Origin of the sequence: Clostridium sp. AF35-15 (assembly GCF_003477745.1) — a bacterium.
Classification (GTDB): domain Bacteria; phylum Bacillota; class Clostridia; order Lachnospirales; family Lachnospiraceae; genus Otoolea; species Otoolea fessa.
Window position 1 is genome coordinate 1 of sequence record NZ_QUDY01000013.1, and the last position, 13,394, is coordinate 13,394.

The 13,394-nt window shown below is 45.0% G+C and carries 16 protein-coding genes and 1 tRNA gene; 2 read left to right on the top strand and 15 right to left on the bottom strand.

All coding sequences use genetic code 11. The annotated features are described in order from the left end of the window. Window positions 1–138: 138 nt before the first annotated feature. Together queA and DWZ76_RS12930 are read right to left on the bottom strand one after the other, a co-directional pair. Window positions 139–1,164 carry a tRNA preQ1(34) S-adenosylmethionine ribosyltransferase-isomerase QueA gene (gene queA / locus DWZ76_RS12925; RefSeq protein ID WP_117796007.1) on the bottom strand — a complete coding sequence of 342 codons (1,026 nt, stop codon included), beginning with the start codon at window positions 1,162–1,164 and terminating at the stop codon, window positions 139–141. Between the two features lie 170 nt (window positions 1,165–1,334). Further along, window positions 1,335–2,120 carry a hypothetical protein gene (locus DWZ76_RS12930; RefSeq protein WP_118472925.1) on the bottom strand — a complete coding sequence of 262 codons (786 nt, stop codon included), beginning with the start codon at window positions 2,118–2,120 and terminating at the stop codon, window positions 1,335–1,337. 120 nt (window positions 2,121–2,240) lie between these two features. Here DWZ76_RS12930 and DWZ76_RS12935 point away from each other — a divergent pair. Continuing rightward, a tRNA-Arg gene (locus tag DWZ76_RS12935) sits at window positions 2,241–2,312 on the top strand. Between the two features lie 75 nt (window positions 2,313–2,387). Beyond that, entirely contained in the window at window positions 2,388–3,287 is a 900-nt protein-coding gene (locus tag DWZ76_RS12940) for an MBL fold metallo-hydrolase (protein WP_182431331.1), read from the top strand. Between the two features lie 33 nt (window positions 3,288–3,320). Here the strand turns inward: DWZ76_RS12940 and DWZ76_RS12945 are convergent, their stop codons facing one another. The 13 genes from DWZ76_RS12945 to DWZ76_RS13005 form a co-directional block, all read right to left on the bottom strand. Then, on the bottom strand, window positions 3,321–3,923 hold the full coding sequence (locus DWZ76_RS12945; protein ID WP_118472927.1) for a DedA family protein: 603 nt from the start codon (window positions 3,921–3,923) through the stop codon (window positions 3,321–3,323). A 107-nt stretch (window positions 3,924–4,030) separates the two neighbouring features. Next, entirely contained in the window at window positions 4,031–4,693 is a 663-nt protein-coding gene (phoU, locus tag DWZ76_RS12950) for a phosphate signaling complex protein PhoU (RefSeq protein WP_118472928.1), read from the bottom strand. A 104-nt stretch (window positions 4,694–4,797) separates the two neighbouring features. After that, window positions 4,798–5,553: a phosphate ABC transporter ATP-binding protein PstB gene (gene pstB, locus DWZ76_RS12955; RefSeq protein WP_118469519.1), complete on the bottom strand. Its 756-nt coding sequence runs from the start codon at window positions 5,551–5,553 to the stop codon at window positions 4,798–4,800. A 21-nt stretch (window positions 5,554–5,574) separates the two neighbouring features. After that, window positions 5,575–6,450 carry a phosphate ABC transporter permease PstA gene (gene pstA / locus DWZ76_RS12960; protein WP_118472929.1) on the bottom strand — a complete coding sequence of 292 codons (876 nt, stop codon included), beginning with the start codon at window positions 6,448–6,450 and terminating at the stop codon, window positions 5,575–5,577. Next, on the bottom strand, window positions 6,440–7,378 hold the full coding sequence (pstC, locus tag DWZ76_RS12965; RefSeq protein WP_022359893.1) for a phosphate ABC transporter permease subunit PstC: 939 nt from the start codon (window positions 7,376–7,378) through the stop codon (window positions 6,440–6,442). Before pstC ends, pstA begins: the two co-directional genes overlap by 11 nt. 197 nt (window positions 7,379–7,575) lie before the next feature. Continuing rightward, a complete protein-coding gene (locus DWZ76_RS12970) occupies window positions 7,576–8,493 on the bottom strand; it encodes a phosphate ABC transporter substrate-binding protein (RefSeq protein WP_118472930.1) in 918 nt (305 codons plus the stop codon). A gap of 301 nt (window positions 8,494–8,794) precedes the next feature. Beyond that, window positions 8,795–10,018 (bottom strand): tyrosine--tRNA ligase, encoded by a 1,224-nt coding sequence (gene tyrS, locus DWZ76_RS12975; RefSeq protein WP_107001489.1) that lies wholly within the window; start codon window positions 10,016–10,018, stop codon window positions 8,795–8,797. Between the two features lie 664 nt (window positions 10,019–10,682). Further along, on the bottom strand, window positions 10,683–10,907 hold the full coding sequence (locus tag DWZ76_RS12980; protein ID WP_107001488.1) for a hypothetical protein: 225 nt from the start codon (window positions 10,905–10,907) through the stop codon (window positions 10,683–10,685). Window positions 10,908–10,909: 2 nt separating this feature from the next. Beyond that, window positions 10,910–11,197 (bottom strand): hypothetical protein, encoded by a 288-nt coding sequence (locus DWZ76_RS12985; RefSeq protein WP_118469523.1) that lies wholly within the window; start codon window positions 11,195–11,197, stop codon window positions 10,910–10,912. Window positions 11,198–11,380: 183 nt separating this feature from the next. Next, complete coding sequence (locus DWZ76_RS12990) at window positions 11,381–11,977, bottom strand: M56 family metallopeptidase (protein WP_118472931.1); 597 nt, start codon at window positions 11,975–11,977, stop codon at window positions 11,381–11,383. Further along, window positions 11,974–12,369: a BlaI/MecI/CopY family transcriptional regulator gene (locus DWZ76_RS12995; protein WP_107001486.1), complete on the bottom strand. Its 396-nt coding sequence runs from the start codon at window positions 12,367–12,369 to the stop codon at window positions 11,974–11,976. Before DWZ76_RS12995 ends, DWZ76_RS12990 begins: the two co-directional genes overlap by 4 nt. Before the next feature lie 64 nt (window positions 12,370–12,433). Then, window positions 12,434–12,739: a hypothetical protein gene (locus DWZ76_RS13000; RefSeq protein ID WP_107001485.1), complete on the bottom strand. Its 306-nt coding sequence runs from the start codon at window positions 12,737–12,739 to the stop codon at window positions 12,434–12,436. A gap of 17 nt (window positions 12,740–12,756) precedes the next feature. Then, window positions 12,757–13,341: a hypothetical protein gene (locus DWZ76_RS13005; RefSeq protein ID WP_107001484.1), complete on the bottom strand. Its 585-nt coding sequence runs from the start codon at window positions 13,339–13,341 to the stop codon at window positions 12,757–12,759. Window positions 13,342–13,394: the final 53 nt, after the last annotated feature.

The window sequence follows — 13,394 nt, forward strand, 5'->3', positions numbered from 1 at the left end:
TTTTTTTCCCCATTAAGTCTTGACTTTTTATTTGCAGGCTAAAGTAACGAGAACGCGGTGTGCCGTTTTTCAAACATTTTTCGAAATAAAAAGACCCATAGCCTTTCACTATGAGTCTTTTTCATACATCCCTTTTCTCTACTGGATAAACATAGCATCCCCAAAACTAAAGAACCGATATCTCTGCCGGATCGCCTCTTCATACGCCGTGAGCACGTGTTCTCTGCCTGCCAGTGCGGATACCAGCATGACGAGTGTGGACTCCGGCAGGTGGAAGTTTGTGATCAGGCAGTCCAGAATCTTGAACTGATAGCCCGGATAGATGAAAATGTCGGTCCAGCCGCTGCACGCGCGGATCGTGCCGTCCTCAGCCGCTGCGGATTCAATCGTCCGGCAGCTTGTCGTACCGACACAGATGATGCGTCCGCCATTTTTCTTCGTCTCATTGATCATGTTGGCGGCATCTTCCTCGATACGATAGAACTCCGAGTGCATATGATGATCCAGTACATTCGAAACCTTGACCGGCCGGAAGGTTCCCAGACCCACATGAAGTGTGACATGCGCGATCTTGACGCCCATTTCCTGAATCTGTGCCAGCAGTTCCTTGGTAAAATGAAGTCCGGCAGTCGGAGCAGCCGCGGATCCCTCATGTTCTGCATAAACGGTCTGATAACGGTTTTTATCTTTCAGACGGTGTGTAATATACGGTGGAAGCGGCATCTGACCAAGCTGGTCAAGAATCTCCTCGAAGATCCCCTCATAGGAGAACTGAATCAGACGATTTCCCTCTTCTACCACATCAATGACGGTTCCTTTTAACAAACCATCGCCAAAATTAATTACGGTTCCCGGCTTTGCCTTTTTGCCCGGCTTTACCAGCGTCTCCCAGATATCGTTCTCACGGCGTTTCAGAAGAAGAATCTCGATGTGTGCATCCGTTCCCTCCTTGCTTCCGATCAGACGCGCCGGGATAACCTTTGTGTCATTGATCACCAGGCAATCGCCCGGATGAAGATAATTGACAATATCCTTAAACACCTTATGCTGCATCTCACCCGTCTTTTTATCCAGCACTAAAAGCCGGGAAGAAGAACGATCTTCCAGCGGATCCTGTGCGATCAGCTCCTGTGGTAAATCATAATAAAAATCTTTTACATCCATTCTTTGTGCCTCTTTGTCTTTCTATATCTGTACTTTCACTTTTTATAAATCAATCGGTTTTATATCTTATATGCTATCAACCATTTCTCTATACTCCGGCATATCCGCTTTTCAGCTTTCCATACCTTAAAAACTTTATTTTTCCAGCCAGACGAATTCAATAAAGCATTTTAAGGATTTGACGCAGCCGGTTCTGACTCCTCCTGCATATAAGATGCGCCCTGTTTCATAAATTCCACGCGCTCTTTCAACGCCTCATCCTGCTCCATCGCCGCATCCATTGCTTCATCCGTCTGCTTGCTGAGAAGGCGCACATCCTCATTGACCGACAGTTCTTCAAAATACTGCGTCAGCTCTTCGGACATTTTCCCGTCATCGATCTGCCAGTTTCCGTCCTCCGCCCGGATCGCATAGATCCGCACCAGACTCGGTGCCGGTGTCTCCACGCCCGTATACAAAATCTCATAATACACATACGCTGCCATCTCACCGTTCCTAAGCCCCGGCGTCGTATAACATTTCACATTCTGGTACCCGGAAATGTACTGCTTCTGTTCTTCAAATTCCTGACGGTAGTGTTCTTCCTCACTCGTATCCTGTGAGGTAAACAACTTCACAAACGTATCCATATCACAGTCGGAAACCGCCTGAAAATAAGTATTCATCAGCTCTGTGATCCCCGGCTCGCCATTCTCTGTCAGAATACATCCGCCAAAGTCCTGAATATATTCTTTCGTGTCCGGCTCAATCACCATTCCAGATCCGCCTGTATCCACCATTTCTGCCGGTAAGCCATCCTTTTTCCCCAGAATGTTTGTTATTTTCCCGGAAAACATCGCCACCGCGCCAATCAGAATCAATACAATCACCGCCGCAAGCAGCATCACATAGCGGCGCAGTTCCCAGTCCGTTCCGTTCTTCCGGCTGCGTCCCGGTTTCTTTTTCGGTTCTCCCACCCGACCGCCTCCTGACTTATTCGATTGTTAATATTATAGCGGTGATTTGGTTACTCGGCAAGCAGTATTTCCGAAAAAAAACTTGCAATTTTCTAAATATTATAGTATCATACAAGTAATGCGTCTGTAGCTCAGTGGATAGAGCGCCGGCCTCCGGAGCCTGAGGCGTAGGTTCGATTCCTATCAGACGCATTCTTAAAAAGCGACAGCGGAGATATCTCAGCCGTCGCTTTTTGTGTTATTCATGATAAAAGGAGGACTCTTTCCGTGGAACTCATACACGTTTCTGGAAATACAGACTGCCTGCTTGGCAAAACAGCCGTCGGCATCTACCGCATCGACGACACCCGCTGCATCCTGTTTGACAATGGTTACTCAAAGGAATATGACGAGCTGGTCGGCTCTCTGAAAGACGCCGGGCTGACCCCGGCGGGGCTGATCGTTTCCCACGCGCACATCGACCATCATGGAAACAGCAAACGCCTGCGCGAAGCCTTTCAGATTCCACTGGCTATGTCGCTTGGCGAAGCCGGGCTGATCGCCTCCCAGGCGGCGCTGGAACGGTATACCAATTATTTCGGGCGCTCCGAGAAGGAAAAGGTTTCCATCGACACCGAGCAGCGCTGCCCGGTTGACTGTATCATCCAGCCGGAGGATACTTCCGTGACACTCTGCGGCGTAACCTTCCCGGTTCACCATCTGCCGGGGCATTCCCTCGACCACATCGTCATCGGCACACCGGACGGCGTCTGCTTTACCGGAGACGCGCTTTTAACCGAAAATGTCCTGCGTCACGTCAAGCTTCCATACTGCGACCACGTCGGTCTGGATCTGGAAAGCAAGGAAGCAATCACAAAACTGCCTTACCAGCACTGGATTTTATCGCACAAAGGTCCATTTGATGGCAATATCCGGGAACTGGCGGACAAAAATATGGATCTTGTCCGTCTGCGTCTCGCAGAGCTGGCAGAGCTTTTGCAGAGACCAATGACACGCGATGAATTTTATCAGGCAAGCCGACGTCTGATCGGAATGCACATCGGTACCTACGACCAGCTCATCCGTCAGGAACGCCACCTGCGCCCATATCTGGAACAGCTGGTGATCGATGGGACGGCACGGCTGGAAGTAAAGAATGACACGATATATTTTTGTTTGAATGAATAAACTCTTTCTGCATGAATTTTCCCTCTCTTGTTGTTATCGTTTCCGAAAATACACACACGCCCCTGCAAATCCCAAGATTCCCGCTCCCATCACGGCGAAGCGGGAATATGTCTTTAACAGCACCAGAATACGTTCCCACGATGCCCCCGCCACCGCGCCGGCTCCGATGAGCACCGTATTCCAGATAAGACTGCCCGCTGTTGTCAGAAGGAGAAATGGCAGGAGTTCCATCTTTGCCATTCCCGCCGGGATCGAGATCAGACTTCGGATGATCGGAACGAAACGGCAAAAAAAGACGGCTGATCGTCCCGTTCTCTCCAGCCATCCGTCTGCATCTTTTACATCTTCCACTTCCACTCCGAGCCGTTTTCCCCATGCGCCGCCCAAAAAGGAATAAAACTTCTGGACAGGAATTCGTCTTCCCAGTTCATACAAAATCAGTGCTCCAAGTACCGATCCGGATGTTGCTGCCAGGACAGCCCCTGCGATTGACATCCGTGTGTACGTTGTCATAAATCCGCCGAATGTCAGAATCACTTCTGAAGGAATCGGCGGAAAGAGATTTTCAATCAGAATCAAGGCAAACATCCCCGCATACCCGTAAGAACTGAGAAGTTCCAGAACTATATCACGCATGATATATCGCACTCCACGTTATTTCCACATATTCTATTTATTTTATGCAGAACGGAAAAAATCCAGGCATCTAATTTTCATTTTTCATGCCCGGATTTTAATTAAACCTAGAGAATCATCACATCCCCCACGGCCCCCGTATCCGAGAACTCTGTCCACTCGCACACATTGACCGCGTGATCGGCGATTCGCTCCAGATACTTAGCAACCATCAAAAGATCGACTGCCACATCGGATTTATCCCCGTCTTTTTTCAGAAACTCAATCACTTCCCGTTTTACCCGCTCAAAGAAGGCATCGATCAGGTCATCCCTCTGTTCGAATGTCTCCGCCGTCTCGGTGTCACGCTGGGTAAACGCGTGAATCGCATCCTTTACCATCGTTTTCACATTTGCCACCATGGCCGGAAGATGTTTGCTTACAAGACTAATATCTGCATCCTCCAAACGCAGGGACAGATCGGCAATGTCCGCCGCCTGATCGCCCATCCGCTCCAGATCGGTCACAACCTTCAGCGCCGTCGAGATATGGCGCAGATCACTGGCGACCGGCTGCTGCTTTAACATCAGCGTCAGGCAGTGTGTCTCGATCTTTCGCTCCATATTGTCCACATCCCGGTCTCCTTTGATAACCTTCTGTGCCAGCTCTTCATTATGCTCGGTAAGCGCTTGAAAACTACTGTCAATCGCATCCTGCACCATCTGGCTCATCGCGTTCAATTCCTGATTCAGCCCTTCTAACTCCTGTATAAATGCCTCTCTCGTCGCCATCCCGTATCTCCTCTCCATCTCCCCTGTTTTCTGCCCAGAAATTTTCCACTTCTGAACAGTAAACTGATTTTCTACTTATTTTTAAATCCTCAATCTTACGCCTATCATCCAAACCGTCCGGTAATATAGTCTTCCGTCTTCTTCTCCCGCGGATGCGAGAACAGATCCGTCGTCGGTGCATACTCGACTACCTCTCCCACCAGGAAAAATGCCGTGTAGTCCGCAATACGGGTCGCCTGCTGCATATTGTGGGTAACGATGACAACTGTATAATTCTTCTTAAGCTCGCCCATCAGATCCTCGATTTTCAGCGTGGAAATCGGGTCCAGTGCCGAGGTCGGCTCATCCATCAGGAGAATCTCCGGCTCAACCGCCAGCGCACGCGCGATGCAGAGACGCTGCTGCTGTCCGCCGGAAAGTCCCAGTGCAGAACGTTTCAGGCGATCCTTGACCTCATCCCACAGGGCCGCGCCGCGCAGACTCTTCTCCACAATCGCGTCCAGCTCTGCTTTTCCCTTAATGCCGTGAATCCGCGGTCCATACGCGATATTGTCATAAATACTCATCGGAAATGGGTTCGGCTGCTGAAATACCATGCCGACCTTCTTGCGAAGAAGCGTCGTATCAACCTTCGGATCATAGATATCCTCGCCGTCGATCCACACCTTTCCATTGATTGTTACATTCGGCACCAGATCGTTCATGCGGTTCAATGTTTTCAAATAGGTAGACTTACCGCAACCGGACGGTCCGATAAACGCTGTGATCTGATTTTCATATATATCCAGATTGATATTTTTTAATGCATGATTGTTTCCATAGTACAGATTCAAATCCGACGTAGAAATTTTTGTCTCCATATCATTTCCTCATTTTTTACTTTATTTTAATTTTGTCACATCAAACCGGTTGGTCAAAAATCTCGTCAGCAGGTTGATTCCCAGCACGATAATCAGAAGCACGACCGCGATTCCAAATGCCTGATCGTATTTTGCTTTCTGCATCGACAGGTAGAGCTGGATGGTCAGCGTGCCGCTCGACTCAAACAGTTTTCCAAACAGGTTTTTCGGAAGCTGGAAGCCGCTTCCGGCAGTAAACAGAAGCGCCGCCGACTCGCCCACGATACGGCCAATCGAAAGGATGACGCCAGTCATAATACCCGGTGCCGCGCTCGGCAGCAGGATCGTCCGGATCATATACCATTTCGTTGCACCGATTCCCAGTGCGCCGCTACGGTAGCTGTCCGGAACGGTTTTGAGTGCTTCCTGTGTGTTCCGCGTAATCAGCGGAAGCACCATCAGGGTCAGCGTGAAGGATCCGGTCAGAACCGAATAGCCCAGCTTCAGCGTCATTCCGAAAAAGACCATACCGAACAAGCCAAAAATAATCGACGGAATACCGGACAGGATCTCGGTTGTAAATTCAATCGTCCGCACCAGTTTTCCCGGCTTTGCGTATTCGTTCAGATAAATGGCGGAGCCGATTCCGATCGGCGCTGCAATGATAAGGGTAATTACAATGATGTAAATCGTGTTGATGATATTTCCCAGAATACCAAAGGTGCCCTTGAGGGAGCTCTGCACCGTGGACAGAAGCTGCCAGGAAACCTGCGGCAGGCCGCGCACAAACACATACCCCATGATGCCAACTAACAGCGCGATCGCCACGCCAGCTGCCAGATAAATCAGCGCTTTTAAGATATTGTCCCCGATGCGGGTGCGCTTCTGGTAAATACTTTTCATACTATTATCGGTCATTTGCGCCGCCCTCCTTCACAAACATCCGGCTGAGCACCGTGTTGATAAACATGATAAATACGAACAGCACCAGACCGATGGTAAAGAGCACTTCCCGGTGAAGTCCCTCTGAATAAGACATTTCCGCCACGATCGCGGTTGTCAGGAAACGGACGGAGTTAAATGGGAGCGGCAGATTGACTGAACTTCCAGATACCAGGCTGATCGCCATTGCCTCCCCGATCGCACGTCCGCAGCCTAAAACCACCGCCGTGATGATGCCGGAGTGCGCCGCCGGAACGATTACTTTGAAAATCGTCTGGATATGCGTTGCACCGAGCGCCAGCGATGCGCTTTTTAAATGTTTCGGGACTGCCCTAAGCGACGCCTCACTGATATTGATGACGGTCGGAAGAATCATGATTGCCAGAACCAGAACCGCCGATATCAGGTTCGCACCGCCGGTAAATTGATGCGTCGTGGAACCGGCAAAGATTTTCATTTCCAGCTTATACATCAGGGGATTTAAAATCAAAATTCCTAAGAGTCCGTAGATAACCGACGGAATACCTGCCAGAAGCTCAACTGCCGGGCGGACCACTGCCGCTACCTTCGGCGGCGCAACCTCTGCCAGAAAGATGGCGGTAAACAGCCCAATCGGAACACCGATCAGGATCGCCAGAAAGGTTCCGACGATGGAAGTTAAAATAACGTAGAGAATTCCGAAAGACGCCGGATTTCCAGTCGGCTTCCAGACGGTTCCAAATAAGATTTCCGGAACACCCACCTTAAAAAGTGCCGGGGTACCGCTGATAATCATGTATAAGGTAATTGAAAAAACTGCCACCACCGCCAGCAGGCCGCAGGCGGTAAAAATAATTTCCGCTGCCCTCTCTACCGCTGATTTCGTGGCATGGCTTCCAAAAATGGTAAATTTCTTTTCGTGCATATGTCTCTCCTGTCCCGGATTGAACAGCGAGCCGCTTTCGGTCAAAGCAGAGTTTCCTTTCTGCGGCTTGACTGCAAGCGACTCGATATTATTTGAATCTATTCAATATTATGTGTATTCGTGAATTTCTGATTTTTCTATCCTTACCGGTTTTCACCGGTAATTTTATCCACATTCACAAATTCCGATGCAGTTTCTTACTTCGTAGTAATCAGGCCTACAGATTTAATCAGGTCATCGCCTTCTGCAGAGTATACATAGTCAAACAGCGCCTGTACCAGCTCGTTCTGCTCAGAAATTTCTCCCTTGGTTGCCATTACGAATGGGCGGCTTAAGAAATAGCTGCCTGCCTTGATGTTTTCTTCCGTCGGCTCTACATCGTCGAGCTTCACTGCCTTGACGGTATCATCAACTACATCCAGAGATACGTATCCGATGGAACCCGGTGTAGATGCTACTTTTGCCATAACTGCACCGGTGGAATCCAGCTCGTTTGCATATTTGCAGGCATCTTCCAGACCCAGAAGCTCCTCAAATGCGCCTCTTGTACCGGAACCTGCTTCCCGTCCGACTACGACAATCGGCATATCGCTGCCGCCTACATCCTTCCAGTTTGTGATGCTTCCGTCGTAAATGCCGGTCAGCTCGTCCTTGCTCAGACCATCTACAGCGTTGGACGGGTCAACGACAACGGCGATACCATCGATGGCTACGATATTTTCAACAGCACCTTTTGCTTTCTCATCATCCTTTAATGCTCTGGAAGAATCACCGACATCACACTGACCTACCAGCACGGACTCGATACCTGCGGAAGAGCCGGTAAATTCAGCCTGTACGGTCACGTTCGGATATTTCTCCATGAACGTTTCTGCCAGTGCATTTGCAAATTTTTCCATCGAAGTGGAACCTGCCAGGGTGATAGAACCACTTAAATCTTTTGTATCTGCGCTGTTCTCGGTTGTATCTGCTGCTGCACCACTTTCAGCTGCGCTGCTGTCTGCGCTTGTGTCTGCTGCACTTGTATTTGTATTGCTGGAACCACATCCTACCATTCCAGTTGCCAGAACGGCTGCTCCTAATACTGCGATTGTTTTCTGAATATTTTTCTTCATAATAAAATTCCTCTTTCCTCTCTCTTTTTTCTCTCAGAGTTTTTTATCCTTGATTTCTTACAGTACGCAGTATAAAAGATTCCTGGATTTACAGAAATCATATTTTGGTATCGTTTATGTAAAATTTGGGTAATTTTTGTGGGAGTGAATGTAAGATATGGTTTCGGATTTGCTCTGCTTCTCTCCATGATCGGAACCGCCGCCGGACATCTCTCCGGGCTTCGCTTGAAAGCCCGGCAGAGATCGCCGGCGGCGTGATTCTGATTTGTATGGGGTGAAGATTCTGGCGGAACATCTCCACTTATTTTAAAACAACCTTCTTAAAGTTCTTCTTACCTCTCTTGACAACCATTCCTTCGCCAGCGAGCTGATCCTTCGTGAAGACTGCCTTGATATCTTTTACCTGGTTTCCGTCTACAGATACGCCGCCCTGCTCGACATTTCTTCTTGCCTCGGAACGGGACGGAGCCAGACCGGATTTCTGCAGGATGGAGAGAATATCGATCTCATCACCGTTGAAATCATCCTCAGTCAGTTCGTAGGTCGGCATATTGGCTGCATTTCCGCTGGAGAACAGTGCTTTCGCTGCTGCCTGTGCCTTCTCAGCCTCTTCCTCGCCGTGTACCAGCTTGGTCAGCTCGTAAGCCAGGATCTCTTTTGCAGTATTTAACTGGCTGCCTTCCCATTTGTCCATCTCATCGATCTGCTCAAGCGGCAGGAAGGTCAGCATACGCAGGCACTTTAATACATCGGCATCGGCTACGTTTCTCCAGTACTGGTAGAACTCGAACGGGGATGTCTTGTTCGGATCCAGCCATACAGCGCCGGACTGGGTCTTACCCATCTTCTTGCCCTCGGAGTTTAACAGCAGGGTGATGGTCATTGCGTGTGCGTCCTTGCCAAGCTTTCTGCGGATCAGCTCGGTACCGCCTAACATATTGCTCCACTGATCATCGCCGCCGAACTGCATGTTGCAGCCGTATTTCTGGTATAACATATAGAAGTCGTAGCTCTGCATAATCATGTAGTTGAACTCTAAGAAGCTTAAGCCTCTCTCCATTCTCTGCTTGTAGCACTCAGCGGTCAGCATACGGTTGACGCTGAAATGCGGACCAACCTCGCGCAGTAAGTTTACATAATTCAGATTCATCAGCCACTCTGCGTTGTTGACTAAGAGCGCCTTGTCATCAGAGAAATCGATGAAACGGCTCATCTGCTTTTTGAAGCAGTCGCAGTTATGCTGGATCGTCTCCGGTGTCAGCATCTGGCGCATATCCGTACGTCCGGACGGATCGCCGATCATGCCGGTGCCGCCGCCAAGTAATGCGATCGGCTTGTTGCCTGCCATCTGCAGACGTTTCATCAGGCACAGTGCCATGAAATGTCCTACATGAAGGCTGTCTGCGGTCGGGTCAAAACCGATGTAGAAAACGGCTTTTCCTTCGTTGACCAGTTTTTTGATCTCTTCTTCGTTTGTAACCTGGGCGATCAGACCTCTGGCTACTAATTCTTCGTAAATCTGCATTTTCCTGTTTACTCCTTTTTATAAAAAATAATTTTGCTTACTCGTTTTGCTTCTCCACGGGATTCCTTTTTTCAAAAATACATCCGATTCATCCTTTATTTTCTCTCCGAAAATCATTCTCAAAACAGAACAATAAAGGTACTTTGGAACGTCTGTGATTTCACAAGACACATTTTTCTATAAAATAAAAAAGCCCCGTCCTCCAAAAAGGACGGGGCAAAATTCCCGTGTTACCACCTTTGTTCGCAGACAGCTCGCGCCCATCTGCCTCTGCCGGTACCCTCTGATACCGTGACCGGATAACGTGTGTCTCTCACGTCGCAGCCTACCAAATCAACCGCCGCACATTTTCCACGCAGCCTTTTCATCGGATCCGATTTTAGATTCTTCGGTGCGAAGCTCCGGGATGTATTCGAATATCCGGTTCACGCGCGCCTCTCATCATCCGGCTGCTTTCTGTGCGCTCTCCTGCGGATCTCTACTTGTTCCCTTCATTGCCTTTGTAAGGTTATTGAGTATATTCTGTATTATAAGCGAAATTTATTATTTGTCAAGGCAATTTCTCAACTTCAAACTTCACGCTATAAAATTTTTACATTACTTTAAATTCAAAGCGTAAAAAGTAGTGTACATATTTATTAAATATAATTATCATATTATTACTTTAGTCACACAGTTCCCAATCTCCCAGCCACGTATCCTTAGAATAATTATATAATCTTCTATATAATTTCCCGTTTTCAACTTTATAAACATATTTTATAACATCTGCTCTAGCTATTGAACTCGATTTTTCAACAGCCACCTCTTTCTCTTGTGCAAACGCAGTCCCTGAAAAAATACATGTCATAGCAATTATTACTGCTAAAATTCTGATCGTTTTTTTCATTTTTATTTCCTCCTAATATTAATATTCTTTAATTCATTTGGTATTTCATCCAATGTTCCTATATATGTACCATTCATATATAATTCATACCCGTTTTCTGTCTTTACAAAAAAGTTATTTTTTTTGACTATATCATCTTCTTCAAAATACGGTGCATGCAACTTCAAATCAGCTACTGGTTCTATTACTATTGTACCAGACAATATAATAGCAATTAAGAAAAAGAACAACTTAATATTGACCTGTTTTTTTTGTTCTTCATTCAATATAGAAGAAATTCTAATTTTCAAAAAACTTCCATTAAAAAAAGATAGTGTTCCTCTCCTTTTTAACGCTTTTGTCCTAGACATTTTTAACAATATTTCAACATAATGAATTTTTTCTATTTCAGATAACTCATTACAAACAATTAAATCATTTCTTATTTCTAATATGTTAGAAAAATAATACCGAACTATGTATACTAACGGATTCTACCAGTATAAAAGACATAATATTTCAAAAAAACACTTTAAAAATAAATCTCTTTTAATGTAATGTCCCACTTCATGCAAGAGTACTATTTTTTTTGTTTCTTCATCTATATTCGGTATTATTATATACGGATTTTTTATACCAACAATAAATGGATCTTCTATACTATCAACTTTCAATATTGGTATTTTTTTCACTTTTTTATACTTTTTAACACGAATATACTCTATCGGTCTTATTTCTTTTATTAATTTTATAAATGATATATATGATAAACTTTTTTGCACTAAGATAAGAAAACTTCCAAGTAAACTAATCAAAAAAAGTACAGAAAAATGACTTAAAAATCCTATTTTCCCCCGCATAAAGCGACAAAGTTCTGGATATAATATTTTTATTCCTATCGTATGACTTATTCCGCAAATATCTATTGGAAAAAATAATCTTACTCCTGTTAGTACAGTGCAAAAAATAAGTAATTTTACTTCATACAAGCTATAATTTTCTTGCTTTTTCCATATATAAACCGACAAAAAACCCAATAGCAAAATTGAACTACATATTGCCGATAAAATTGATGTATATGTTATTTTCATAAAATCTCTTTTTTTCTTTTTTGAACTATACGTTCTAATTCGTCAATAACCGACTCTTCATCTACTGCTCCATTCAACAAAGCTGCTGTTATTGTATTTACAAAGGACATAGGATTTCTAGAATTTTTCATACATTTTTCTATTTTTTCTTCTATTTCTTCATCCTGAGTCTTTTTCGCTTTATATCGCCTAGCAAAAACTTTTCCAGTCTGAACTGTATCAATAACCTGAACATAACCCTTATCAAGCAATTTTCTTAACACAGTATGGACTGTTGGCGTTGTCAATTCTTTTTCAGATTCTACAATTTCTGTCACCGTCATGGGTTTTTCATACTTCCACAAAACCTGCATAACATTCATTTCTCGTTCACTTAAATAATTATTCTTCATAAAATTCCCAATCTCATAATTTATAGAAACAAAGGGAGCAACTGACGCCCCCTTTGTTTTTCACTCAAGTTCCAATACTACTAACTAATATTATCATTTCCAAGATCCACATTCCATAAATCACTCTATCTTTTTTCATTAGCTCATACCATTCAGGCGTATCTAATAATCTTGGTTTTTTAATTATATAATAATAACAAAAAATCAAAATACAAAGAAAAATTCTAACAGTTCCCACCTGATCATACCAATTTCTAATTCCCATTATGGAAGCAATTCGCTCCCCACAAAGACACAGTTCCATTAATAAAGCGGCAAACGTTGCTTCTCTTCCTTGACGGAATTCATTTGATACTCTATTCTCTTTCATTGCATCTCCCTTTTTTATTACCAATACTCATACTTGGTATAACCTGGCGTCCACCCTAATACTCCATCATTATTATAGCCATATGTATAAGATATTGTAACTTTTGCATAGTTTATGCCACCCTTTTGTGCAGCTGCTAAAACTGTTTTAGCAACAAGTGCTGCCACTGCTACCCCTGCTCCTGCTCCGCCTACCTGTCTTGCGATAAAATTAGTTATTGTCGCTAAATCTTTCATTTCTTGCAAATCAATTGTATACACAATATTTACAACGGTTCCTATAGCAGCTGTTGCTGGTAATCTTCCAGTTATACTAGATGCCCTCGAAGCACCTGTAGATCCTCCACTACCACTTTTGCTTACTTCCAATAATTCTTTAACTTCCGATCTTGAAAAACCAAAATCTTCCATTAACATATCTTCCACAACAGTTTCATCCGTTACCGAAGCATATTTATCATAAATATCTCTCAATTCATGTTGATCAATCACAACCTTTGTTGCCACTTTATCTATTGAATATGGCGGCGCTTCCGCAAATGTTGGGATTACCAATGAAGTTGACATAACTATCGACAATAAAATACTCATAATTTTTTTCATAAAACCACCTCTTAACGTTATTCACATTATTAATGAGCATCCCACATTTTTGC